Below are 25,483 nucleotides of genomic sequence, written 5' to 3' on the forward strand. Positions count from 1 at the left end.
TTATTCGGACACTTGCCATGACTACACGCCACTCAGCGTCTCTCAGCTACCGGCATCTGCGTTACACCAGCAGATGGGGTTGGCTGTTGACGCTGTGTTGGCTGTTGCTGAACACCCAACTGGCGGTGGCGGGCCACGCATGTTCGTTGTCGATTGTCGCCGCGCCGGCGGTTATCCAGCACCAGGCCCATACCCAGCCAGCCGGCATGACGATGAACCACAACATGGCGGACGGCACGCCGGTGGCGAATACGGCTGACGCCGGCCCGTTGTGCGACAAGCACTGCCTGCCGGACTCCGCCAGCCAGGATACGCCGTCCATCGCCTTGCTGGCGCTGCCAGCCGAGACCGAACTACAGCTCGCCCTCCCGGCGTCTGCACTCGTGGTTTCCGGGCCGGATTGGTTTACCCCACCTGTCATAGGGCCGCCGGCGGAAATCCGTTTCTGCCGTTTCAGAGAATAGCTCTCCCGATGAATAACCCGTTATGCGCGTTTCTGCGCAGGCTTTTTGTTATTTATCGATTTGATTTTTGGAGTTATTTATCATGCGCACCCTCTTTTTCGTCATCTCTGTCCTGTTTTTCTCCACGCCGCTGCTGGCGGAACAAACACAGCAACCCACCCACGACATGGCCGGCATGAACCACAGCGGTATGAATCATGGCGACATGTCGTCCATGAATCACGCGGCGGCGGCCCTCTACCAAACCACCGGCACCGTAAAACAGTGGCATGCTGACGGCGTCACGCTGGCGCACGCCGCGGTTCCCGCGCTGCGCTGGCCCGCCATGACCATGACGTTCAAACTGCCGGCGGATCGGCAATGGTCGCCGCTGCCGCAGGGCACCGCAGTCAATTTCAGCTTCGTTCAGGACGCAGACGGCTACACCCTGACGGCCATTACTCCACAACAGCGTTAACGGAGAACACCATGCAAACACGCAGCTTCCGCGCCACGCGCGCGTGGCTGGCGATGTTGCTGTGGCTGCCCGCCGCGGGCTTCGCGGCGGATCTGGATCTGGAAGGGGCATTACAGGCGGCGGAGCGTTATTCCGCCGATCTGTCCGCTAACCAGCACCGGATCACCGCGCTACAGAACATGGCCGTCTCCGCCACGCAATTGCCCGATCCGCAACTGAAATACGGGATCGAAAACATTCCGCTCGGCGGCAATAACACCAGCCGCCTGACGCGGGAAAGCATGACCATGCAACGTATCGGCATCATGCAGACCTATGTCAGCAGCACCAAACGCGAACGCAAATCGCAGGTGATTCAGGCCGAGGCCGACAGCGTCAAGAGCAACAACGAAACGGTACGCGCCCGCTTGCAGCGGGAAACCGCACAAGCCTGGCTGGATTTGGCGCTCTCGCGCCAGACGCTACAGGAGGTGCAATCGCTGGTCGATGAAAGCCAGCGTCAGGTGGCCTTGCAGAAGGCAGGGGTAGCGGCCGGCGGCGAAAGCAGCCGGGTGCTGGACGCTCGGCTGACGCTGCTCGCCATGCGTAACCAGTTGGAAGACGCCAGGCGGGACGTTCAGGTGGCGCAGGCCCGGTTGACCCAATTGACCGGCGTCGACGCTATCCATACACGCGGCCCGCTGCCGCGTATCGAACGTCTGCCCGCCTCACCGCACGAACTGCAGGCGGCGATCCCTCAACATCCGGAAATGCGGGAAGCCGAACAGGAAACCCGTCTGGCACAGGCGCGTGCCGCGCAATCGGCCGTCGCAGCGACCCCGGATGTCGGCGTGGAGGTCTACTATGGGCGTCGCGGCAACAACTTCGACGACATGGCCGGAATTGAAATCAGCGTCGACCTGCCGTTGTTCCAGTCCAAACGTCAGGATCGCGATCACGCCGCCGACCTTTCCCGTTCGATGGAAGCGCGGGATCGGGCGCTGACTACCGAACGGGAACATCAGGTGCTGCTGGATACGCTGATGGCGCAATATCAGGCGGCACAGGCCCGATGGCAACGACAACGCGACGAAGTGCTGCCGCTACAACAGCAGCGTCTGCGTCTGCTGCAAAGCCAGTACCAGAGCGGCGCCAGCGATCTGGCCAGTATCCTCGAAGCACGCCGCAACCTGCTGGACAGCCGCATCGCCACCCAGAATGCCGCCAGAGACATGGCCAGCCTGTGGGCGGCCATACGCTACCTGACACCACAAGGAACCCCCGCAAGATGAACCGAACTTTCACTGTCAGCCTGTTCGCCGTCGCATTGGCGGCGGCTATCGCCGGTTACTACGTGGGACAGGGTGCGAGCGCCGTCAGTGCTCCGCCCGCCGCCGCGAGCGGAGCAGGCCAGGACGCCGGACGGAAGGTGCTCTACTGGTATGATCCTATGTCGCCGGGCGCTCGTTTCGACCAACCCGGCAAGTCCCCGTTTATGGATATGCCGCTGGTACCGCGCTACGCCGATGACGTACAGGACAACGGCGGCGTCGCCGTCAGCCCCCGTCAACAACAAAATCTGGGAGTACGCACCGCTAAAGCGGAAATCCGCACGTTCCAGCCGCAGCTATCCGGTTACGGTACCGTCGCCGTCAATGAACGCGGCTTGCGCACGCTGGTTGCTCCCAGCGGCGGCATCGTCGAACAGCTCTATGTCAATGCGGTGCAACAGCACGTGCGCAAAGGTCAGGCGCTGGCGGTGCTGTGGAACCCCGCCTGGGCGGCGGCGCAGCAGGAATATCTGGCGGTACGCCAGTTGGGCGATGCTGAACTGACCCAGGCGGCGCGGCAAAAATTATCGCTGCAGTTCATGCCAGACAGCGTGATCCGTCAGGTGGAACGCAGCGGCAAACCCCAACCGCGCCTGACGATCAATGCACCGATAGAGGGATACATCAACCGGCTGGAGGTGCGAGCCGGTACGCAACTGACGCCCGCGCAGCCACTGTTTGAATTGGCCGGTTACGATCCGGTATGGGTAGAGGTGGAATATCCGGAATCACAGGCTGCCGGGATGACGCTCGGTGCGCCGATGACCGCCGCCAGCAGCGCCTGGCCGGGTGAAACATTTACCGGCCGTATCGCCGAGTTGCTGCCTCAGTTGGACAACGCCACCCGAACACTAAAGGCCAGGGTCGAGTTGCATAATACACAGCAACGCCTCAAGCCCGGTATGTACCTGACGGTTCAGCTAACCGAGCGCCAAAACCGTCAGGCACTGATGATCCCGCAGGAAGCGCTGCTGCTCAGCAGCCGCCAGAATCGGGTATTGCTGAGCGACGGCAACGGTTACTTTACGCCGCGACAAGTACAGATTGGCGCTACGCAGGACGGTTTCGCCGAAGTGCTCTCAGGATTGAATGCCGGTGATACCGTGGTGACATCCGGCCAGTTCCTGATCGACTCCGAAGCCAGCCTGCGCAGCTCGCTGACCCAGATGAGCGACGCGCCTGCCGCTAACGACAAACCGGCCCCCGCTGCAACGCCCTCCTATCAAACCCGCGGGGTCGTCAAGGCGATCAACGGCAAACAAGTGACCCTTGCCCACGAAGCCGTGCCTGAGCTCGGCTGGTCGCCGATGACCATGGACTTTACCTACGTCGGCGACGTGCTACCCGTCACAGTACAGCCCGGCAGTCAGGTTATGTTTCATTTCAGTCTGGATGATGACGGCGCGCATCTGTTGGACATCATGCCCGCCGAACAGGGAGGCCACCCATGATCGCCTGGATTATTCGCTGGTCGATAAGAAACCGCTTTCTGGTATTGATCGCCACACTGCTAATGGCAGCGTGGGGCATCATCGCATTGCAGAAAACACCGCTCGACGCCCTGCCCGATCTCTCTGATGTTCAGGTCATCATTCGCGTCAGCTACCCCGGCAAGGCGCCGCAGGTGGTGGAGAATCAGGTGACTTACCCGCTCACCACCACCATGCTGTCCGTACCCGGCGCCAAAACCGTTCGCGGCTTTTCCATGTTCGGCGATGCTTACGTCTATGTGCTGTTCGAAGACGGTACCGATCCCTACTGGGCCCGCTCCCGAGTGTTGGAATATTTAAGCCAGGCGCAATCTACCCTGCCGGGCGAAGCCAAAGCGTCGCTCGGGCCGGATGCCACCGGTGTCGGCTGGATCTTCGAATACGCGCTGGTCGATCGCACAGGCAAGCGCAATCTCGCCGATCTGCGCGCGCTACAGGATTGGTTGTTGAAGTTCGAACTGAAAACCGTCCCCAACGTGGCGGAGGTCGCCAGCATCGGCGGCATGGTGCGGCAATATCAGGTGGTGCTCAATCCGGAACGGCTGCGCGCCCAGAATATTACCCACCAGCAGGTGATTGATGCGCTGCAAGCCGCCAACCAGGAAAGCGGCGGTTCGGTGATCGAAATGGGCGAAGCGGAATACATGGTGCGCACCTCCGGGTATCTGCTTAAACCGGAAGATTTCCGCCATGTGGTTATCACCCTGCGCGCGGGGATCCCCATTCTGCTGCAGGATGTGGCTGAACTGCGTCAGGGCCCGGAGATGCGCCGCGGGATCGCGGAACTGAACGGGGAAGGCGAAGTCGCGGGCGGCGTGGTGATCTTGCGTTCCGGCAAGAACGCGCTGGAAACCCTGCATGCGGTCAAATCCCGGTTGCAACAGATCCAGCAAAACCTGCCGCCGGGCGTGGAGATCGTTACGGCCTACGACCGCTCGCCACTGATTGAACGCGCGATCTCCACCCTCAGCCAAAAACTGCTGGAAGAGTTCATCGTCGTGGCGCTGATCTGTTCGTTGTTCCTGTTCCATTTCCGCTCATCGCTGGTGGCAATCATCAGTTTGCCGCTGGGCATTCTGGGGGCGTTCATCGTGATGCATTATCAGGGCATCAACGCCAACATTATGTCGCTCGGCGGCATCGCCATCGCTATCGGCGCCATGGTGGACGCCGCTATCGTGATGATCGAAAACATGCACAAGGTGGTGGAGCAATGGCGACATCAACATCCTGATGAAGAGCCCACCGCCGATACTTGGTGGACGCTGGCGACCCAAGCGGCTACCGAAGTGGGCCCGGCATTGTTCTGCAGCCTGCTTATCATCACGCTGTCATTCATTCCGGTGTTTTCGTTGGAAGCGCAGGAAGGCCGTATGTTTTCGCCGCTGGCGTTCACCAAGACCTATGCCATGGCGGTCTCCGCCGGATTAGGCATCACGCTGGTGCCGGTACTGATGGGGTATTTTGTCCGTGGACGGATCCCCGATGAGCAATCCAACCCCATCAACCGCTGGCTGATCGCCGCTTATCAGCCGGTGCTGGAGCGGGTGCTGCGCTTTCCCAAGATCACGCTGGCCGTTTCCGCGGTCTTGCTGCTGCTGACGCTGTATCCCTTGAGCAAGCTGGGCAGTGAATTCATGCCGCCGCTGGATGAAGGCGACCTGTTGTATATGCCTTCCACGCTGCCCGGCATTTCGCCACGCGAAGCGGCAAGGCTGTTGCAGCAAACCGACCGGCTTATCAAAACCGTGCCGGAGGTGGATACCGTGTTCGGCAAGGCCGGACGCGCCGACAGCGCCACCGACCCGGCGCCGCTGACCATGATGGAAACCACTATCCGGCTGAAGCCGAAGGATCAATGGCGCCCCGGTATGACCATGGACAAGCTGGTTGCCGAGCTCGATCGCACCGTCAATATTCCCGGCATCGCCAACGTGTGGGTTCCGCCCATCCGCAACCGGCTCGACATGCTGGCGACCGGCATCAAAAGCCCGGTGGGTATCAAAGTCAACGGCGATAATCTGCACGATATCGAGCAGGTCGCCGCGCATATCGAGCAGGTGGTGAAACAGGTGCCGGGCGTGACGTCGGCGCTGGCGGAACGCCTCTCCGGCGGACGTTATATCGATATTGATATCGACCGGGTACGGGCCGCGCGTTACGGCGTGTCGGTGCAGGAGTTGCAATCGATGGTGTCGACGCTAATTGGCGGGCAAAACATCGGCGAAACTATCGAGGGGCGGCAACGCTATCCTATCAACGTGCGCTACCCACGAGAGATTCGCGATTCCGTCGAGGCGGTGCGCAATCTGCCGGTCGTTACGCGCAGCGGCGCGCGCGTAACGCTGTCTGAGCTGGCCGATATACAAATCAGTGAAGGGCCGCCGATGCTGAAAAGCGAAAACAGCCGTCTATCCAACTGGATTTATGTCGACCTGCGCGGCCGCGACCTGAAATCCGCTGTCGAGGACATGCAGCAGCAGGTCGCCCGGCAGGTGACATTGCCGCAAGGGGTCTCGGTGAGCTGGTCCGGGCAATTTGAGTATCTAGAACGCGCGACCGAGAAAATGAAACTGGTGGTGCCCTTCACGTTACTGATCATTTTCATCCTGCTGTACGTGACCTTCGGCAAGATCAAGGATGCATTACTGATCATGGGCACCTTGCCTTTGGCGTTGATCGGCGGCGTCTGGCTGCTTTACGGGCTAGGCTATAATTTGTCCGTCGCCGGTGCGGTGGGGTTTATCGCCCTGGCGGGCGTCGCCGCCGAATTCGGCGTCATCATGCTGTTGTATTTGAATCATGCCGTGGAAAAGTACCGTCGGCCGGGTAGTCCGTTGCAGTACGATCAACTGCTGGCGGCCATTCGCGAAGGCGCTGTACTCAGAGTCCGGCCCAAAATAATGACTGTCGCCACCATTATGGCGGGCCTGTTGCCCATCATGCGCGGCGGTGGTACCGGGTCGGAAATCATGCAACGCATCGCCGCACCGATGATGGGCGGCATGATCAGCGCACCATTGTTATCCATGTTGGTCATACCCGCAGTGTTCTTATTGTTGCATCGACCGTCTCGGTGCGACGACAAAAGCTGAACCGTTCAAGCTACCGGTATTAGTGCGATCCCGGTAGCTGTTCACCCCAGAGTGAGACGTGCGACTGACGATTGCCGATAACCGTATTCCGGCCCTATAATGGGCGCAGTTATCATAGAAATCTTAGGATCTGAAGGAGTTTAAAGCTATGGCAGTAACTAAGCTGGTACTGGTACGACATGGTGAAAGCCAGTGGAACCAAGAAAACCGCTTCACCGGCTGGATGGACGTTGAACTGTCCGAAAAAGGCGTTGGCGAAGCAAAGCAGGCCGGTCAGCTGCTGAAAAAAGAAGGCTTCGCTTTCGATTTCGCGTACACCTCCGTGCTGAAACGCGCCATCCACACCCTGTGGAATATCCTGGATGAAATCGATCAGGCTTGGCTGCCGGTAGAAAAATGCTGGAAACTGAATGAGCGTCACTACGGTGCACTGCAGGGCCTGAACAAGGCTGAAACCGCAGAAAAATACGGTGACGACCAGGTTAAACTGTGGCGTCGCGGCTTTGCGGTGACTCCGCCGGAACTGACTCGTGATGATGAACGCTTCCCAGGCCATGACCCGCGTTATGCATCCTTGAGCGACAAAGAACTGCCGCAAACCGAAAGCCTGGCGCTGACCATCGAGCGCGTAGTACCGTTCTGGAACGAAAGCATTCTGCCCCGTCTGAAGTCCGGCGAGCGCATTATCATCGCCGCGCATGGCAACTCTCTGCGTGCGCTGGTGAAATACCTGGATAACCTGAGCGAAGAAGAAATCCTTGAGCTCAACATCCCGACCGCAGTTCCGCTGGTGTATGAATTCGACGAAAACTTCAAACCGATCAAGCACTACTATCTGGGCGACGCTGACGAAATCGCAGCTAAAGCCGCAGCAGTAGCTAATCAGGGCAAAGCGAAGTAATTCGTAGCGACAAAAAAACCCGGCGATGCCGGGTTTTTTATTGTCACGGTAAAACCATCTCAACCACGACGCTGACGTACAGCTGCGGCTAACTGACGCAGCAACGTCTCGGTATCGTCCCAGCCAATACAAGCGTCTGTCACGCTCTTTCCGTAAACCAACGGCTCGCCGCCGTCCAGATTCTGGTTGCCTTCAACCAGATGACTTTCCACCATCACACCGATAATAGACCGCTCGCCGCCTGCGATTTGGCGGGAAACGTCTTCGCAGACATCCATTTGCTTCTTGAATTGCTTGCTGCTGTTGGCATGACTGAAATCGATCATAACCTGCTGCGGCAGACCGGCCTTTTCCAGCCCTTCCTTGACCGCTTTCACATGCTCTGCGCTGTAGTTCGGCGCTTTACCGCCGCGCAGGATGATGTGACAGTCATGGTTGCCGCTGGTATTAACGATTGCCGAATGCCCCCACTTGGTTACAGACAGGAAGCAGTGCGGCGCACGCGCAGCGTTGATGGCGTCAATCGCCACCTTGATCGTACCATCGGTGCCATTTTTAAAACCAACCGGGCAGGACAGACCTGACGCCAGCTCACGGTGAACCTGGGATTCAGTGGTACGAGCGCCAATCGCCCCCCAACTCATCAGATCCGCCATATACTGCGGCGTGATCATATCCAGAAACTCGCCGGCAGCAGGTAGGCCGGTGTCATTGATATCCAGCAACAGTTGACGCGCAATACGCAGCCCATCGTTAATCTGAAAACTGTTGTTCATATGCGGATCATTGATCAACCCCTTCCAGCCCACGGTGGTACGCGGTTTTTCGAAGTAGACGCGCATGACGACTTCCAGATCGCCGTCCAGCTCCTGACGCAGTTTCAACAGACGAGCTGCGTACTCTTTCGCTGCTTTCGGATCATGGATCGAGCACGGGCCGATAACCACCAGTAGGCGATCGTCATTGCCTTTCAGGATTTTGTGAATGGCGTTACGTGCTGCAAACACGGTTTGGGCTGCACGTTCTGTGGCGGGAAATTTCTCCAGCAGTGCAACCGGAGGCAAAAGCTCTTTGATTTCTTTGATTCTCAAATCGTCGTTCTGATAATTCATAGTGTTTCCATTACTCCTGACGTCGCCGTTTATCGTGCTGAACGTTCAGAGCAAGTCGAAGCGGATAAAAAAGGTCGCCGTCCATATTGCAGGCTGGTCGTGATAAGTCAAGCGAATCACGCTCCCCCCACAAACCCTATTGTTGCCGCCATGACGCTAAATGATCGAAGGGAAAAAACCTGCATTAATGGGCGCGGACAAGGGGCCGTGAATCATGCTCCCGAGCGCTCTTTATCCATAACCAGGAGCCGTTGAGCGCGATCAGCGTCAATACCAGATACTGAATGGACATGGCATACACACCCTGACAGGCGAAAATCACCACGCTTATCACATCGATAACGACCCACAATAGCCAGTTTTCCACATACTTGCGCGTCATCAGGATCATCGCCACTACCGACAACACCGTCATGGCGGAATCCCAGAATGGAAATGCGTCCGGTTGCAACTGCGGTATCGCAACCTCAAGACCGCTGAAAACCATCAATGCCACCGCCATCCGGGTCAGCATGGCGAAAAATGGATCGATAAACAACGTCATCAGGATAATGGCAACTAGGCTCCCACATCCCCAGCCCAACGCCTGCGAGAGCGACAGCCAACGAACCCGCAGCTCTGATTCGTTGTCGTCAGTCGTTCGACTCCACGCATACCAGCCATACACGTTGGCGACGATGAAAAAGATTTGCAGCAGCAAACTGGCATACAGTTGAATTTGAAAAAAGATCAGTGCGAACAACGTGACATTCAGTAAACCGAACAGGTAATTGATGGTTTTCTCCAGGCTGGCCAGCCAGATACAAAGCAAACCAAACAGCGTTCCGAATGCTTCAACCCAGGAGAGATCATAACCGTTAGCCCCTAAAGGAATATGAATCAAGATGTTATTAGTGCTGAAAAAATCCATTACTGCTCCATCAGAAATAAAGATCATGTGCGGCGTTGGCCGCACATATTTGCTCCATTGCGCAGGCGAGGCTGAATCGGCTGAAAACCAGAATCAGGATTTCAGTGTAGCGGCGAACGCCAGCATACGATTCAGCGGCAACAACGCTTTTTCCCTGATCTGGGCATCCACCTGAATCTCATGTTCGCGCCCGCTGGAAGTCAGCGCTGAAAAAATGGCCTGTACCCCATTCATCGCCATCCAAGGGCAATGGGCGCAACTACGGCATGTTGCCCCTTCGCCCGCCGTCGGTGCCTCAATCAGCACTTTCTCCGGACAGGCTTGCTGCATTTTGTAGAAAATGCCCCGATCAGTCGCCACGATTAACTCGCGGTGCGGAAGCGTTTTGGCGGCGTTGATCAACTGACTGGTTGAACCCACCGCGTCCGCCATCTCCACCACACTTTGCGGCGATTCTGGATGCACGAGCACAGCAGCCTGCGGATAAAGCGCCTTCATTCGCGCCAACGCCTGAGTCTTGAACTCGTCGTGCACGATACAAGCCCCCTGCCAACAAAGGATATCGGCTCCCGTCTGCTTCTGCACGTAGCTGCCCAGATGACGATCCGGCGCCCATATCAACTTTTCGCCCAAACTATCCAGATGTTCAATCAGCTCAACGGCAATACTTGACGTCACCACCCAATCCGCCCGAGCCTTTACCTCCGCCGAGGTGTTGGCGTAAACCACAACCGTTCGTTCCGGATGGCTATCGCAGAATGCGTTGAATTGCTCTATCGGGCACCCCAGATCCAAAGAACATTCCGCCTCCAGCGTCGGCATCAATACGGTTTTTTCCGGGTTCAGAATCTTGGCTGTTTCCCCCATAAAACGAACTCCGGCCACGATTAACGTCGTCGCCGGATGAAGGCTGCCAAAACGCGCCATTTCCAGCGAATCCGCTACGCATCCTCCGGTTTCTTCCGCCAATGCCTGAATGCCTGGGTCGGTATAGTAATGGGCTACCAGCACAGCATTACGCTCGACAAGCAACGTCTTGATACGCTCCCGGTAATATTGTTTCTCTTGCTCAGAAAGCAGCTTCGGGCGGGGAGGAAAAGGATAGTCAAGGATCGGATTTTCGAAGAACAGGCTCATAGTGAATTCCGTGCAGTTATCCAGGAGGGAGTAAATTGTTTTATATACTAAACAAATTACCGCAAAAACCGGCATCCGTCCGCTATTTTTTCTCTGCCAACGGAATTTTAGTTTAATTTATTAAAAATATGTGCTCACCTCATCCCACCTTCACAGTCATTGATATAAAAACGCTTTGCCGCTGGCAGAACCAACAACAAAGCGCTCAATGGTCAGATCAGGAAAACAAACGATGCCAGTACAAGGAAAGGGGGATAATCAGCACCAGTGCCGGCAGGAAATTCACTACCGCGAACGTTTTGATCTGAGCAATACGCAGCCCGACAGCCATCATCACAATCCCACCACAGGCAGCAAAATCACCCATCGTGATATCCGTCATCAGCGGCATAAGTAGCTTGGCGGAAAAAAACAGCAGCGACTGAACAATAAACTGAGGAACTGCAATCGATACCACCGCCAATCCCAACGTTATGGCAAAAATCAGCGCAGTGAAAATATCCAACGCCGATTTGATCAGCAGCAATTGATAATCGCCATTCAACCCTTCCGTCAACGCGCCGACAACGCCAGTACCACTGGCGCAAAACAACACGATCAGAGCGGTAAAATTCTGCGTATAGACATCCTGAGGAAGCCCGTGTTCAGGCTGTGGAACAAAGCGACTTAGCGTTTTTTCTATCAGCACAGCCCCTTTTTGCACGCCCGCTTCAAGACATAGCAACTCGCCAATACCCACGCCAAGAATAATTGCTAAAGCGACAGCCGGTAATTGATGCACCTTCACCACCAATGTCACCCCCATGGCAATCGATACCATGGCAAATGCAGGCGGTAATCCATCGCGCATGCGTTGGGGGATAAAACGGCGTAATGCAACACCCAGCGAACCACCGATAAGAATGGCGGCACCATTAATACAAGGTCCAATCATAGATACAATTCCCTCTGCGTTTTCTACCGTTCCAATATGGATGTAGAAACGGCAAAGTCTCTCTTCAAATAAATAAACGACTACTATACGCCAAATTCGCCAGTACGGTTCACGCTTAGCGGGAATATCCCCCTGCCTTGCACGACCTCACTGATAGAGGCTCCGGCTGCAATGCCCTGACTCATCAGCTCAGCGCGAACCGTTTATGCCGGGCATTATGGATAAGCGGAGCTGGAAACCTGACGGTATATGAAGAAAACACGCTCGCGGATCTGAAATCATCATGATCAGGGACAAGGCAAGAATATGAATGGATATGAACGCCGACGTATATTTTACGCCCGAACTATCGTGCCTAAAGCGTTATTTGAAAATATGGAGGAGAGACATACGAAATTGGTGGGTCGTGCAGGATTCGAACCTGCGACCAATTGATTAAAAGTCAACTGCTCTACCGACTGAGCTAACGACCCGTATAGATAGGTGCTACACAGAGATTCTTTCGTTTTTGGTGGGTCGTGCAGGATTCGAACCTGCGACCAATTGATTAAAAGTCAACTGCTCTACCGACTGAGCTAACGACCCACATTTTATGCTGCTTCAGCGATTCAGCTTCACCTCGGCAACGGCGGCATATATTACTAATATAATTTTTCCGTGCAACCTATTTTTCCAAAAAAAAACTCAACTGCTTATAGGTTAAACGTTAAGGAGCAAAAACCAGCCATATCGCACAGTTTTTGCCCCTGTCACATATTACAAACCCGCCAATCGCTTCTGAGCCTGTTTAGCGCCATCCGTATTAGGGTAATTTTTAACCACTTGCTGATAAATGGCTTTTGCCTTATCAGACTGGCCTTTTTCCTGCATGATGACACCGACTTTGAACATAGCTTCCGATGCTTTCGGTGATTTGGGGTAATTTTTGACGACATTGGCAAAATAATACGCTGAGTCGTCCTTTTTGCCCTTGTTATAAAACAGCTGACCCAGCCAGTAATTGGCATTTGGCTGGTACGTGGAATCAGGATATTTTTTGACAAAGTTCTGGAATGCCGTAATAGCCTGATCGTACTGTTTCTTCTCAAGCACCAACGCGACAGCCGTATTGTAATCGCTATTGACATCGCCGGTACTGGCTGGCGCAGCGGACGCATCAGCACTCCCCCCAGATGCGATACCGTTATCTACCGTTCCCGACGAAGCTGATGCGCTGCCAGCGGATGATGCAGCCGGAGTACCAGCGGATCCCCCCTGAGAACTCAGACTATCAATCTGCTGATAAATCTGTTTCTGACGTTCAACCACCTGATTCAGCTGATATTGGTTCTCCTGGATTTGACCACGCAAACCATCAATATCACGCTGAGTATCGGCAAGCTGTTGCTGAAGTTGGGTGAGAAGCTGACTATGAGCATTGGAAATACGCTCGAGGGAGGTGACTCGATCTTCTATCGAGCCTGAGCCGACATTACTGATTGGCGCCTGGGCAGTAGCGACCCAGGGGGCCGCTACGCCAACCAGTAACGACAGACCCAACAGGTGACGTCTGAAGTTACTGTTCATGCGATGCTCTTAATATACCAGAACGGCACGACGGTTTTTGGACCAGGCAGCTTCGTCATGACCCAGAACAGCCGGTTTCTCTTTGCCATAAGAAACTACGGAGATCTGATCAGCAGAAACGCCTTTACCCTGCAGGTACATCTGGACAGCGTTGGCACGACGTTCGCCCAGCGCAATGTTGTATTCCGGAGTACCACGTTCGTCCGCATGACCTTCAACAGTCACTTTATAGGACGGGTTGCTGCGCAGGAATGCAGCGTGAGCATCCAGCATCTGAGCAAAATCAGGACGAATGTCATACTTGTCCAGATCGAAATAAACGATGTTGTTACGCTGCAGTTCCTGCATCTGCAGACGAGCCTGCTCAGCAGAGGACATATTGCCGCCGTTTTCCAGACCTGCACCACCGTTCAGGGAAGATTGGTCGTTATTGGCATGTTTGTTGGAGCTACATGCGGCAACAGCCAGCACCGGCAGAGCCAACATCAGGCCTTTCAGCACTTTATTAAATTGCATTTCTATATCCTTTAAATAGGTTATTTTACATGTTTTCATTAGAGATACGGCGACCAGGCAGGAAATCTGACCTGACCATCAGTAGCCGGAAGACGCGCTTTGAAACGGCCGTCCGTCGAAACCAACTGCAGCACGGATCCCAGCCCTTGCTTCGAACTGTAGATTACCATGGTGCCATTAGGCGCGATACTCGGCGTTTCATCCAGGAACGTGTCCGTCAGAACTTGAACGCCACCCGTTACCAGATCCTGTTTAGCAATGTGTTGAGCACCGCCATTGGAGCTCACCATCACGATAAATTTGCCATCACTACTAACCTCGGAATCCTGGTTCTGAGCACCTTCCCAGGTCAGACGCTGCGGAGCGCCGCCATTAGCGCCAATTTTATAAATCTGTGGGCGCCCGGCCTGGTCAGAAGTATAGGCCAGCGTTTGACTGTCCGGGAACCAGGTTGGCTCGGTATTATTGCTACGGCCATCAGTGATCTGCGAGATCTGCCCCGACCCAAGGTTCATTACATACAGATTCAGACTACCACTCTTGGAAAGAGCGAACGCTAGTTTGCTCCCATCCGGAGAAAATGCCGGAGCGCCGTTGTGGCGGGGGAAAGAAGCCACCTGACGAATATCGCCATTAGCAAGCGTTTGAATAACCAGTGCAGAACGGCCACTCTCGAAAGTCACGTAAGCCAGTTTGCTCCCATCCGGAGACCAAGATGGTGACATCAACGGTTCGGGAGAACGATGAACAACAAACTGGTTGTAGCCATCATAGTCCGCAACGCGAAGCTCATAGGGATACTGGCCGCCATTCGTCTGTACAACGTAAGCGATACGTGTGCGGAAAGCGCCTTTGATTCCCGTCAGTTTCTGAAAAACTTCATCACTGGCAGTATGCGCGGCATAGCGCAGCCATTGTCTGGTCACTTTGAACTGATTCTGCGCCAAGACACTCCCTGCGTTGCCGGATGTATCAACCAGTTGGTAGGAAATCAGATATCCGTCGGCTGTTGGTTGAACCTGCCCCACAATAACCGCATCAATACCAAGCGCGGTCCAGGCTGCTGGAGTAACCTCAGCGGCCGTTCCCGGTTGCTGCGGCATACGGCTGGGATCAATAGGGTTGAACTTGCCACTATTGCGTAAGTCAGCCGCGACAATATTACCGATATCTTCCGGCACGGCACCACCGGCTGATTTGAACGGAACAACGGCAATCGGTCGAGCAGAATCGACCCCTTGGGTAATTTCAATGCGGACTTCTGCATGCAACACAGCAGCCCACAGCATCAGAAAACTCAATGCAATTTTTAATGCCTGCTTCATCTCATCTCCCTTATCCTGGCTCCAGAGCCTACGATAATCTGGCAGCGTTTTAACAATCTGTACTCACCAAACACGACAACATCTGCCGTCCGCCATCGTCATAATCTGAATCTATGACCAACAACAGGATTATTGCGGTTTAAAATCTATTGGTGCGTTCTTGAATGCGTCATAAACATCCGAGCTTGGTGGTTTGGGTATACGAGCCTGTTTAGCTGCCGCAATTGCAGCCTGGCACAGCGCAGGATCGCCCCCTTCCGTTTTCACATCAATCAGCAAACCATCGGGAGCCAACCGGATACGCAGCGTACAAGTACGGCCCTTGTATGACTCCCAATCATAAAATTTACTCTGAATAGCAGACCGGATCTGACTGCCGTAACTATCAAGAGCAGCGCCAGACGCGCCACTTTTCTTATTATTACCGACACCAGCAGGAGCACCACCGCTGGCCGCGCTACCGCCGCCTTTAGGCGCATTCTTCGAAGCAGCCAGGCCTCCCAGCAAATCATCGACTTCGCCCGCCTGTTTCGCGGCCGCCGTGGCAGCCTTTTTCTTGTCATCTGCAGCTTTCTTAGCTGCAGCAGCGGCCTCAGCCGCTTTTTCTTTAGCGGCGTCTTCCGCTTTCTGTTTCGCTTCCGCAGCGGCTTTTTGCTTGGCTAACTCGGCAGCTTTAGCCTTAGCCTCTTCCTCAGCCTTTTTCTTGGCCTCCGCTGCCGCTTGTTTCTTCGCGTCGTCTTCCGCTTTTTTCTTGGCTTCTGCAGCAGCCTGTTTTTTCGCTTCTTCTTCCGCCTGCTTCTTCGCTTCAGCAGCCGCTTTCGCCTGCTGTTCAGCTTCAGCTTTCGCTTTAGCTGCCGCCATTTCCGCCTGCTTCTGCTGCTCACGCGCTTTTTGAGCGGCATCTTCCGCCTGTTTACGCTGCTCAGCTTGTTCCTGTGCCTGCTGTTTCGCCTCTTCCTGAGCTTGCAAGCGTTCCTTTTCCAACTCTTTCAAACGCTGTTGCTCGGCAGCCTGTTTCTCCAGCAACTCCTGAGCTTGCTGCTCAGCCTGTTTCTTTCGAAGCTGTTCGGCCCGGCGAGCGTCACTTTGCTGCTGTTGCTGGCGATTGTATTGGTCGACCACTGCGCCAGGGTCAACCATCACCGCATCGATGGATGACCCACCACCACCCGCACTGGCGTCATCCATTTTCTGATTCAGTGAACTCAGGATCAGCAACACAATCAGAATGACGTGCAAGACGGCCGATATAATAATGGCGCGCCTTAGCTTATCGTTTCGTTCGTTTGCCTTTTGCACAAATGGTTCCCAAAAACAGTGTTGCCAGAAAAATGACGATTCATCATTTGTGGACTCGCCAGAATCAGATCGGTTGTGTCATCAGCCCAACGGATTTGACACCAGCCTGATGCAATAAATTCAATGCCTTAATGATCTCGTCATAGGGAACATTCTTGGCTCCACCGATCAAAAATACCGTCTTCGGGTTGGCAGATAGACGTGATTGAGCCTCTGCCACTACCTGCTCAGCAGGCAGCTGATTCATCCTGTTATGGTCAACCACCAGACTATATTGCCCAACACCGGAAACCTCGACGATGACAGGCGGATTGTCCGTGCTGGAAACTGTTTTAGATTCCGTGGCATCAGGTAAATCAACCTCAACACTTTGAGTGATAATGGGTGCGGTTGCCATAAATATGAGCAGCAACACCAGCAGTACGTCCAGCAAGGGGACAATATTGATCTCGGATTTCAGCCCCCGACGGCCGCTACGAACACGAGCCATAGGACCTCCCGTTTAACGATTGTTTTCGCTGGAGAATGCCTGACGATGCAGAATAGCGATGAACTCTTCCATAAAGTTATCGTAATTCTGTTCAAGCTTGTTTACACGCTGGTTGAGACGGTTGTAAGCCATAACAGCCGGGATAGCGGCAAACAGACCGATTGCCGTCGCTATCAGTGCTTCAGCAATACCGGGAGCCACCATTTGCAGGGTCGCTTGCTTTACTGCGCCCAGAGCAATGAAGGCATGCATAATCCCCCACACTGTACCAAAAAGACCGATGTAAGGACTGATGGAGCCCACCGTACCCAGGAAAGGAATATGCGTTTCAAGCGTTTCCAGCTCACGATTCATGGAAATACGCATTGCACGGGATGCCCCCTCAACCACCGCTTCCGGAGCATGGCTGTTCGCTCTATGCAGACGGGCAAACTCTTTGAATCCCGCATAAAAAATCTGCTCAGTACCGCCCAATGTTTCGCGATGGGACTGGCTTTCCTGATACAGACGAGAAAGTTCGATACCAGACCAAAATTTGTCTTCAAAAGCCTCCGCATCACGTGTAGCCGTATTCAAAATTCGAGTACGCTGAATGATGATTGCCCATGAGGCGATAGAAAAACCGATTAAAATTAGCATGATAAGTTTCACCAGAAGGCTAGCCTTCAGGAACAAATCAAGAATATTCATGTCAGTCACTGCTTAAACTCCGCGACGATAGACTTGGGAAGCGCGATGGGCTTCATTTGTGATGGATTAATGCATGCGACCAAAACCTCAGCATGGCTCAGCAGATTGCCATGTGAGTCAAGAATGCGCTGTGAGAACGTCAGAGAAGCGCCGCGTAGTGAAACAATCTCGCTCTGTACTTCCAGCAGATCGTCAAGGCGGGCTGGCGCAAGATATTCAACTGTCATTTTACGAACGGCGAAAGCGATATGCTCGCTCATGAGTGTACGCTGATGAAAACCATGTTCACGCAGCATCTCAGTACGAGCTCTCTCATAAAAGGCCACATAGCGCGCATGATAAACCACACCACCTGCATCTGTGTCTTCATAGTAGACGCGCACGGGCCAGCGGAACATTTTATTACTCACTCTACATCCCGGTAATGCAATAAACCCCGCTACTATACGCAAGAGGGTTAAGGTTTGGAATGGGTTCTTTGTACAGGCAGGTAAATAATTATGGGTTGCGAACAACCCATAACCAAAAGGAATGAAAGGGAATATTACAGAAAATAGTAATACAATCCTGCGCCCAGGATCACGAAGGCGGGCAGAGGGGAGAAGAAGGCCAGCCAACGAATACGTCTGGGTCGAAATCCCGTACCATGAACCACACCGGTGCACACCGCCCAGATGAGAAATAATCCCTGCCAGACAGCTAGAGAGCTGGTTCTTGCCGCAAAACGGGCTGGTTCCCAGAACACACATCCGGCCAGTAACAAGGCCATGATCAGGGAAAGGGCCCGTAACGGGCCCTTATCCATCAGACGATACAAATGTTCAATGAAGATACTCATTGCGGCTTATTCTTGTCCGCGCTGCTTACCTCGCTCTGTTCCAATGCCAGAGCAGTGATAACGCCCAGTGAACAAGCAAGAAGCGTTCCCAGAATCCAGGCAAAATACCACATAAATCAGGCTCCTTACTCAATACAAAGAATGTGTGTTCTGTTCAATATGCTCTTTGGTGATCCGTCCGTACATCTTGTAGTAACACCATATGGTGTAGGACAACACGATCGGCACGAAAATAATGGCCACAATGGTCATCACCTTGAGCGTCAGCAAGCTGGATGTGGCATCCCACATGGTCAGGCTCACATTCGGCACCGTCACAGACGGCATAATGAACGGGAACATGGCGATACCGGCAGTCAGAATCACTCCCGCGATGCTTAATGAAGAGAACAGAAACGCCAAGGCGCCTTTACCCGCACGCGCGGCCGCCAGAGTCACCAAAGGCGACACCGCCCCGATCAGCGGGAACAACCACAGTACAGGATAATGGTTGTAATTGGTCATCCAGGCACCAGCCTGACGAACCACTTCTTTATGGAGCGGATTGGATTCGGCAGCCTTATTGATTGCAGACGTTATCGCATATCCATCAATGCCATTCACGACCCAAACACCGGCCAATACAAACGTAATGGTTAAGATCAGCGAAGAAAGTTGCGCTGCTGATTTCGTTCGTACATACAAATCGCCTGTCGTGCGCATCATCAGGTAAGTCGCGCCCTGCGCAAGAATCATGCACAGGCTGACGATACCCGCCAGCAATCCAAATGGATTCAACAACTGGAAGAAGTTCCCGGTGTAATAGAGGCGCAGATACTCATCAACATGGAACGGTACACCTTGCAGCAAATTACCGAACGCTACACCGATGACCACTGGAGGAACAAAGCTACCGGTGAAAATGCCCCAATCCCATGCATTGCGCCAAGTCGTGTTCTCGACTTTCGAACGGTAGTCAAAACCGACCGGACGAAAATACAAGGACGCCAGCACCAGAATCATCGCGATGTAAAAACCGGAAAATGCGGCGGCGTAAACCATAGGCCAGGCAGCGAACAACGCACCACCTGCGGTTATCAGCCAGACTTGGTTGCCGTCCCAATGGGGAGCAACGCTATTGATCATCACCCGACGCTCAACATCGTTACGGCCAAGCAGACGCACCAACATCCCGACGCCCATGTCAAAACCGTCAGTGACTGCGAAACCGATCAGTAATACACCGATCAGCACCCACCAGACGAAACGCAATACTTCATAATCAAACATAGTGGCCTCCTGTTACCGTGCGTTCTGAGTCGATGCAATCGGCTGTTCAAAATGATAGGCGCCGGTTTTCAGGCTGCTGGGCCCCAAACGCGCATATTTGAACATCAGATAGAGTTCCGCAATCAGGAACAGCGTATACAAACCGCAAATCAGTACCATAGAGAACAGAATATCGCCTGCCGTCAGCGAAGAGTTCGCCACTGCAGTGGGCAGCACCTCGCCGATAGCCCACGGCTGACGGCCATATTCCGCCACAAACCACCCAGCTTCCACTGCAATCCACGGCAGCGGTATAGAATACAGCGCCACACGATGCAGCCATTTTTTCTGCCCGATGCGATTACGCAACACAGTCCAGAAAGAGAGCCCAATAACCAACAACATCAGAACTCCGCAAGCCACCATGATACGGAACGCGAAATACAGTGGTGCGACGCGAGGAATAGAGTCTTTGGTCGCCTGTTTGATTTGCGCTTCAGTTGCATCTGCCACATTCGTGGTATAGCGCTTCAACAACAGACCATAACCAAGATCCTGTTTATTCTTGTTAAACTCATCCCGTACAGCCTGATCGGTATTACCTGAGCGCAGCTGCTGCAGCAGTTGGTAGGCCTTCATGCCATTGCGTATGCGAACCTCATGCTGCGTCATCAAATCCTTCAGGCCCGTCACGGTCTTATCCGTGGAACGTGTAGCGATCAGACCCAATACGTAGGGCACCTGAATAGCATACTTATTCTCCATGGTATCCTGATTCGGCAGGCCAAACAGCGTGAACGCGGCTGGAGCAGGTTGAGTTTCCCACTCAGCTTCAATAGCAGCCAGTTTGGTTTTCTGCACGTCCCCCATCTCATAACCGGATTCATCACCCAGCACGATGACAGAAAGGACAGACGCCATACCAAAGCTTGCCGCGATGGCGAAAGAGCGTTTGGCAAAAGCGAGATCACGGCCCTTCAGCAGATAGTAGGAGCTAATCCCCAAAATGAAGATTGCACCGGTACAATAACCAGAAGCAACGGTATGAACGAATTTCACCTGCGCAACCGGGTTAAGAACAAGGTCGGCGAAACTCACCATTTCCATACGCATGGTTTCGAAATTGAAGTCGGAAGCGACCGGGTTTTGCATCCAGCCATTTGCCACGAGGATCCACAGCGCCGACAAGTTGGAACCCAATGCAACCAGCCAGGTTACTGCCATATGCTGAACTTTGCCGAGACGATCCCATCCGAAGAAGAAAAGGCCGACAAAAGTGGACTCAAGGAAAAAGGCCATCAGACCTTCGATAGCCAGAGGAGCACCGAAGATATCGCCAACATAATGGGAATAGTACGACCAGTTAGTCCCGAACTGGAACTCCATGGTCAAACCGGTGGAAACCCCCAAGGCAAAGTTGATGGCGAACAACTTGCCCCAAAACTTGGTCATATCTTTATAAACTTGTTTGCCAGTGAGCACATATACCGTTTCCATGATCGCCAGCAAAAACGCCATGCCCAGCGTTAATGGTACGAACAGGAAATGATACATCGCTGTTAAGGCAAACTGTAAACGCGACAGTTCGACTATATCAAACATCTTAACTCCTTGCTCCCCGCAGGAAGGTCCTAAGCTTGTTATAGATTCAAGCCATTAAACACCCGGCAGTAAATAACCCGAAAGAACACAACAATTGCTTCAGCACTGCTTCAATACCCTCGGAACAATTAACAACTCCAGGTGTATGAAGTTCAACTAAAGAGAAATTATAGAATTACAAACCACATACCAAAGATAAGAACATCGGTATATTACGCCTCTATAACCCTACAATAAATATGTTTTTACGTGATACAGATTGAGTTTTTGACCTCATAGTATTATCAGCGTTGCGTGGCATGTGAAGCATAATTGATTCGCCGCAATTTAAGCGTATTTCAAGGAGGATATCCAGACCATATTTTTGATCTAAAACAATTTCCCCATCAAATGTTAATAAATGGCGTTTTTTTATTTTAATTAAATCCCATTGTTAATTTAATGTAATTTCAAGGTTTCAATATTGATTAAATAAAAATATATATTTTGATGTTATGAAGAAAAAAATCGAGTTGCTCACAATTATCAAACATTACAGAAAAACATCTGGCTTGTTATTTTATTGTTATAATTTCAGCAATCATCTTTTTATGGGCAAAGAAACAATCACTATAGAGATATAGCGAAAATAATAAAAAAGGCCACCCGAAGGTGACCAAGCATGTCGAATTGAACGTACTACTAACGGTAAGCTGTATGTATTAACGATTCAACACTGACTTAACAGCTTCACCGATATCAGCCAGACTGCGCACTGTCTTCACGCCAGCCGCCTCAAGCGCTGCAAATTTGTCATCTGCAGTACCTTTCCCACCGGCAATAATCGCGCCAGCATGGCCCATACGTTTACCTTTAGGCGCGGTAACACCCGCGATATAGCCGACTACAGGTTTAGTCACATGCTCTTTGATATAAGCGGCAGCTTCTTCCTCTGCAGTTCCACCAATTTCACCAATCATTACAATGGCTTCAGTCTGAGGGTCCTGTTCAAACAGCTTGAGAATATCGATAAAATTCGAGCCTGGTATCGGGTCACCACCAATACCTACACAGCTTGATTGCCCCAGCCCGGTATCCGTGGTTTGCTTCACAGCTTCATACGTTAACGTGCCTGAACGGGAGACAATGCCAACTTTGCCAGGAAGATGTATATGCCCCGGCATAATACCGATCTTACACTCTCCTGGAGTAATAACCCCTGGACAGTTCGGCCCGATCATGCGCACCCCGGTTTGCTCCAGCTTCACTTTCACCGTCAGCATATCCAGCGTTGGAATACCCTCGGTAATACAGATAATGAGCTGAATACCGGCATCAATTGCTTCCAAAATCGAATCTTTGCAGAAAGGTGCTGGCACATAGATAACGGACGCAGTAGCTCCCGTTGCCTCCACCGCCTCGCGAACGGTATTGAACACAGGTAAGCCAAGATGCACGGTGCCGCCTTTGCCTGGCGTAACCCCGCCAACCATTTGCGTACCATAGGCAAGCGCCTGTTCAGAGTGGAAACTACCTTGGCTACCGGTAAATCCCTGGCAGATGACCTTGGTGTTTTTATCGATAAGAATGGACATTATTTACCCTCCGCGGCAGCAACCACTTGCTGAGCCGCATCCGTCAGGCTGGTCGCGGCAATGATATTCAGGCCACTGTCCGCCAGTTTCTGCGCGCCCAATTCAGCATTGTTTCCTTCAAGCCGGACAACCACGGGAACGCTGACGCCAACTTCCGACACCGCACCGATGATACCGTCGGCAATCAGGTCACACCGTACAATACCGCCGAAAATATTAACCAGAACCGCTTTCACCTTGTCATCCGACAAAATGATCTTAAACGCTTCGGTGACGCGCTCTTTCGTCGCGCCGCCGCCGACATCGAGAAAGTTAGCCGGTGCACCGCCATGCAGTTTCACGATGTCCATGGTTCCCATCGCCAAACCGGCACCATTGACCATACAACCGATATTGCCGTCCAGCGCGACATAGTTCAGTTCCCACTGAGCGGCATGTGCTTCACGCGCGTCTTCCTGGGAAGCATCACGCATTTCACGCAGTTCTGGCTGGCGGAACAGTGCGTTGCCGTCAACACCCAGCTTGCCGTCCAGACAGACTAGATCACCTTGTTTAGTGATCACCAAGGGGTTGATTTCGACCAATGCGAGATCTCGCTCCAGAAACAGCGTCGCCAATCCCATGAAGATTTTGGTGAATTGTGCAATCTGCTTACCGCTTAACCCCAACTTGAACGCCAGTTCGCGGCCCTGATAAGGTTGAGGCCCTGCTAGCGGATCCAATGCCATTTTGTGAATCAGGTGGGGCGTTTCTTCCGCAACCTTTTCGATTTCCACGCCGCCTTCCGTCGACGCCATAAAAACAACCCGGCGACTACCACGATCCACAACCGCGCCCAAATAAAGTTCTTTATCAATATCTGTAGCGCTTTCCACCAGAATCTGGTTGACCGGCTGACCGTTTGCATCAGTCTGATAGGTCACTAAATTCTTACCCAGCCATTTCTCAGCAAAGGCGCGAATGTCTTCCTTGCTGTTGACCACTTTCACGCCACCGGACTTGCCGCGACCGCCTGCGTGTACCTGGCATTTTACCACCCACGGCCCCGCGCCGATTTTGGATGCGGCTTCTTCCGCTTCACGCGGCGTTGTGCAGGCGTAACCGGCTGGAGCCGGCAAACCATACCGAGCAAAAAGCTGTTTTGCCTGATACTCATGTAAATTCATGATGTTCTATCCATTTAGGTTTGAAGAATAAGTCTAAAGACTTTCTGTCGTGGATAATGTCGTTGCCAGACAACGACCCTGCATAGCACATAATAAAGGCGGCATCGTCATGCCGCCTCACAACCGGTTTACCTAAACGTCCAGCAGCAAACGCGCCGGATCTTCCAGCATTTCTTTTACTGTAACCAGGAACCCGACTGACTCACGTCCATCAATCTGACGGTGATCATAAGAGAGAGCCAGATACATCATCGGCAGAATCACCACCTGGCCGTCAATCGCCATTGGGCGATCCTTGATGGCATGCATACCAAGTATCGCGCTCTGTGGCGGGTTAATGATCGGTGTAGACATCAAAGAACCGAAGACACCACCGTTAGTAATCGTGAAATTACCCCCAGTCAGCTCCTCTACGGTCAGCTTGCCGTCGCGGCCTTTAACAGCTAATTCTTTAATTCTCTTCTCGATATCGGCCATACCCATCAGGTCGACATCTTTTAATACTGGTGTCACCAAGCCACGTGGCGTAGATACCGCAATGCTGACATCGAAGTAGTTGTGGTAAACCACATCCTCACCGTCAATCGAAGCGTTCACTTCGGGGTAACGTTTTAGCGCTTCCACGACAGCTTTAATGTAAAACGACATAAACCCAAGCCGGACACCGTGACGTTTTTCGAACGCTTCACCATACTGTTTGCGCAGATCCATAATGGGTTTCATGTTGACTTCATTAAAGGTCGTCAACATCGCCGTACTATTTTTCGCTTCAAGCAAACGCTCGGCGACACGTTTACGCAAACGGGTCATCGGCACACGTTTTTCACTGCGGCTCCCCAGTGCTTGAGTCGGCTGAGATGGAGCAGCTGCAGGCGCTACCGCCTTCGGAGCACTCTTGCCGGCCAAATGTTTTTCTACATCTTCGCGGGTAATCCGACCACCGACTCCACTCCCCTTAATGGCTGCTGCATCCAGATCGTGCTCGGCGATCAGGCGTCGAATCGCCGGACTGAGTGCGTCGTTACTTTCCTCATCCAGGCCCGCAGTATGACGTTGGGCCGGCGTTGACTCCTGAGGCTGAGCTTTAGCACTGGTTTCCTTGCCGGAATTATCGCCTGGACGTAAACGCCCAAGTACCTGGCGCGCTGTTACCGTCGCCCCCTCAGCTTCCAGAATCACGTCTAGCACGCCAGCTTCAATCGCAGACACTTCCAGTACGACTTTATCAGTTTCAATTTCAACCAGTACCTCATCACGCTGGACGCTATCCCCCGGTTGTTTGTGCCAGGTCGCCACCGTAGCATCCGCCACAGATTCAGGCAGGTCAGGTACAAGAATATCTATGCTACTCATTCTATA

At 53.2% G+C, this 25,483-nt stretch carries 24 protein-coding genes and 2 tRNA genes; 6 read left to right on the top strand and 20 right to left on the bottom strand.

Going from position 1 to position 25,483, the window contains the following annotated elements:
• Nucleotides 1–17: 17 nt before the first annotated feature.
• The 6 genes from HEP82_RS05605 (at nt 18) to gpmA (ending at nt 7,717) form a co-directional block, all read left to right on the top strand.
• Nucleotides 18–464 (top strand): hypothetical protein, encoded by a 447-nt coding sequence (locus HEP82_RS05605; RefSeq protein WP_192457191.1) that lies wholly within the window; start codon nt 18–20, stop codon nt 462–464.
• A gap of 82 nt (nt 465–546) precedes the next feature.
• Nucleotides 547–921, top strand: a complete 375-nt coding sequence (locus HEP82_RS05610) for a copper-binding protein (RefSeq protein ID WP_192457192.1) — start codon at nt 547–549, stop codon at nt 919–921.
• A gap of 11 nt (nt 922–932) precedes the next feature.
• Nucleotides 933–2,192, top strand: coding sequence for a TolC family protein (locus tag HEP82_RS05615; protein ID WP_192457193.1), 1,260 nt, complete (start codon nt 933–935; stop codon nt 2,190–2,192).
• Nucleotides 2,189–3,682, top strand: a complete 1,494-nt coding sequence (locus HEP82_RS05620; RefSeq protein ID WP_192457194.1) for an efflux RND transporter periplasmic adaptor subunit — start codon at nt 2,189–2,191, stop codon at nt 3,680–3,682. Before HEP82_RS05615 ends, HEP82_RS05620 begins: the two co-directional genes overlap by 4 nt.
• Nucleotides 3,679–6,816, top strand: a complete 3,138-nt coding sequence (locus HEP82_RS05625; protein ID WP_192457195.1) for an efflux RND transporter permease subunit — start codon at nt 3,679–3,681, stop codon at nt 6,814–6,816. Before HEP82_RS05620 ends, HEP82_RS05625 begins: the two co-directional genes overlap by 4 nt.
• Before the next feature lie 148 nt (nt 6,817–6,964).
• Nucleotides 6,965–7,717, top strand: a complete 753-nt coding sequence (gpmA, locus tag HEP82_RS05630) for a 2,3-diphosphoglycerate-dependent phosphoglycerate mutase (RefSeq protein WP_012764785.1) — start codon at nt 6,965–6,967, stop codon at nt 7,715–7,717.
• 59 nt (nt 7,718–7,776) lie between these two features.
• On the opposite strand, the gene aroG is transcribed toward gpmA, so the two are convergent.
• The 20 genes from aroG to odhB all read right to left on the bottom strand — a co-directional run bounded on the left by aroG (nt 7,777) and on the right by odhB (nt 25,477).
• Entirely contained in the window at nt 7,777–8,829 is a 1,053-nt protein-coding gene (gene aroG / locus HEP82_RS05635; protein WP_192457196.1) for a 3-deoxy-7-phosphoheptulonate synthase AroG, read from the bottom strand.
• Between the two features lie 184 nt (nt 8,830–9,013).
• Entirely contained in the window at nt 9,014–9,739 is a 726-nt protein-coding gene (pnuC, locus tag HEP82_RS05640; RefSeq protein WP_192457197.1) for a nicotinamide riboside transporter PnuC, read from the bottom strand.
• Between the two features lie 93 nt (nt 9,740–9,832).
• Nucleotides 9,833–10,876 carry a quinolinate synthase NadA gene (gene nadA / locus HEP82_RS05645; protein WP_192457198.1) on the bottom strand — a complete coding sequence of 348 codons (1,044 nt, stop codon included), beginning with the start codon at nt 10,874–10,876 and terminating at the stop codon, nt 9,833–9,835.
• A gap of 217 nt (nt 10,877–11,093) precedes the next feature.
• The gene (locus tag HEP82_RS05650) at nt 11,094–11,810 is read right to left on the bottom strand and encodes a DUF554 domain-containing protein (protein ID WP_192457199.1); all 717 of its coding nucleotides are present in this window, start codon (nt 11,808–11,810) and stop codon (nt 11,094–11,096) included.
• 397 nt (nt 11,811–12,207) lie between these two features.
• A tRNA-Lys gene (locus HEP82_RS05655) sits at nt 12,208–12,283 on the bottom strand.
• A 36-nt stretch (nt 12,284–12,319) separates the two neighbouring features.
• Nucleotides 12,320–12,395, bottom strand: a tRNA-Lys gene (locus tag HEP82_RS05660).
• 171 nt (nt 12,396–12,566) lie between these two features.
• Nucleotides 12,567–13,376, bottom strand: coding sequence for a cell division protein CpoB (gene cpoB, locus HEP82_RS05665; protein WP_192457200.1), 810 nt, complete (start codon nt 13,374–13,376; stop codon nt 12,567–12,569).
• Between the two features lie 9 nt (nt 13,377–13,385).
• Nucleotides 13,386–13,892 carry a peptidoglycan-associated lipoprotein Pal gene (gene pal / locus HEP82_RS05670; protein WP_012764779.1) on the bottom strand — a complete coding sequence of 169 codons (507 nt, stop codon included), beginning with the start codon at nt 13,890–13,892 and terminating at the stop codon, nt 13,386–13,388.
• 38 nt (nt 13,893–13,930) lie between these two features.
• Nucleotides 13,931–15,217 carry a Tol-Pal system beta propeller repeat protein TolB gene (gene tolB, locus HEP82_RS05675; RefSeq protein ID WP_192457201.1) on the bottom strand — a complete coding sequence of 429 codons (1,287 nt, stop codon included), beginning with the start codon at nt 15,215–15,217 and terminating at the stop codon, nt 13,931–13,933.
• Nucleotides 15,218–15,346: 129 nt separating this feature from the next.
• Entirely contained in the window at nt 15,347–16,516 is a 1,170-nt protein-coding gene (tolA, locus tag HEP82_RS05680; RefSeq protein WP_192457202.1) for a cell envelope integrity protein TolA, read from the bottom strand.
• 64 nt (nt 16,517–16,580) lie between these two features.
• A complete protein-coding gene (gene tolR / locus HEP82_RS05685; protein WP_192457203.1) occupies nt 16,581–17,006 on the bottom strand; it encodes a colicin uptake protein TolR in 426 nt (141 codons plus the stop codon).
• 12 nt (nt 17,007–17,018) lie between these two features.
• Nucleotides 17,019–17,705 carry a Tol-Pal system protein TolQ gene (gene tolQ, locus HEP82_RS05690; RefSeq protein ID WP_192457204.1) on the bottom strand — a complete coding sequence of 229 codons (687 nt, stop codon included), beginning with the start codon at nt 17,703–17,705 and terminating at the stop codon, nt 17,019–17,021.
• Complete coding sequence (gene ybgC / locus HEP82_RS05695; RefSeq protein ID WP_192457205.1) at nt 17,702–18,106, bottom strand: tol-pal system-associated acyl-CoA thioesterase; 405 nt, start codon at nt 18,104–18,106, stop codon at nt 17,702–17,704. Before ybgC ends, tolQ begins: the two co-directional genes overlap by 4 nt.
• A 134-nt stretch (nt 18,107–18,240) precedes the next feature.
• A complete protein-coding gene (gene ybgE / locus HEP82_RS05700) occupies nt 18,241–18,534 on the bottom strand; it encodes a cyd operon protein YbgE (protein ID WP_192457206.1) in 294 nt (97 codons plus the stop codon).
• The gene (cydX, locus tag HEP82_RS05705; RefSeq protein WP_012764772.1) at nt 18,531–18,647 is read right to left on the bottom strand and encodes a cytochrome bd-I oxidase subunit CydX; all 117 of its coding nucleotides are present in this window, start codon (nt 18,645–18,647) and stop codon (nt 18,531–18,533) included. The genes ybgE and cydX overlap by 4 nt, the downstream gene beginning before the upstream one ends.
• Before the next feature lie 16 nt (nt 18,648–18,663).
• Nucleotides 18,664–19,803 (bottom strand): cytochrome d ubiquinol oxidase subunit II, encoded by a 1,140-nt coding sequence (gene cydB / locus HEP82_RS05710; RefSeq protein ID WP_192457207.1) that lies wholly within the window; start codon nt 19,801–19,803, stop codon nt 18,664–18,666.
• A gap of 12 nt (nt 19,804–19,815) precedes the next feature.
• A complete protein-coding gene (cydA, locus tag HEP82_RS05715; RefSeq protein WP_192457208.1) occupies nt 19,816–21,384 on the bottom strand; it encodes a cytochrome ubiquinol oxidase subunit I in 1,569 nt (522 codons plus the stop codon).
• A 701-nt stretch (nt 21,385–22,085) separates the two neighbouring features.
• On the bottom strand, nt 22,086–22,958 hold the full coding sequence (gene sucD, locus HEP82_RS05720; RefSeq protein ID WP_192457209.1) for a succinate--CoA ligase subunit alpha: 873 nt from the start codon (nt 22,956–22,958) through the stop codon (nt 22,086–22,088).
• Nucleotides 22,958–24,124 carry an ADP-forming succinate--CoA ligase subunit beta gene (gene sucC, locus HEP82_RS05725; protein WP_192457210.1) on the bottom strand — a complete coding sequence of 389 codons (1,167 nt, stop codon included), beginning with the start codon at nt 24,122–24,124 and terminating at the stop codon, nt 22,958–22,960. The genes sucD and sucC overlap by 1 nt, the downstream gene beginning before the upstream one ends.
• A 132-nt stretch (nt 24,125–24,256) precedes the next feature.
• Complete coding sequence (odhB, locus tag HEP82_RS05730) at nt 24,257–25,477, bottom strand: 2-oxoglutarate dehydrogenase complex dihydrolipoyllysine-residue succinyltransferase (protein ID WP_192457211.1); 1,221 nt, start codon at nt 25,475–25,477, stop codon at nt 24,257–24,259.
• Nucleotides 25,478–25,483 lie beyond the last annotated feature (6 nt).

Origin of the sequence: Musicola keenii (genome assembly GCF_014855505.1) — a bacterium.
GTDB lineage: Bacteria > Pseudomonadota > Gammaproteobacteria > Enterobacterales > Enterobacteriaceae > Musicola > Musicola paradisiaca.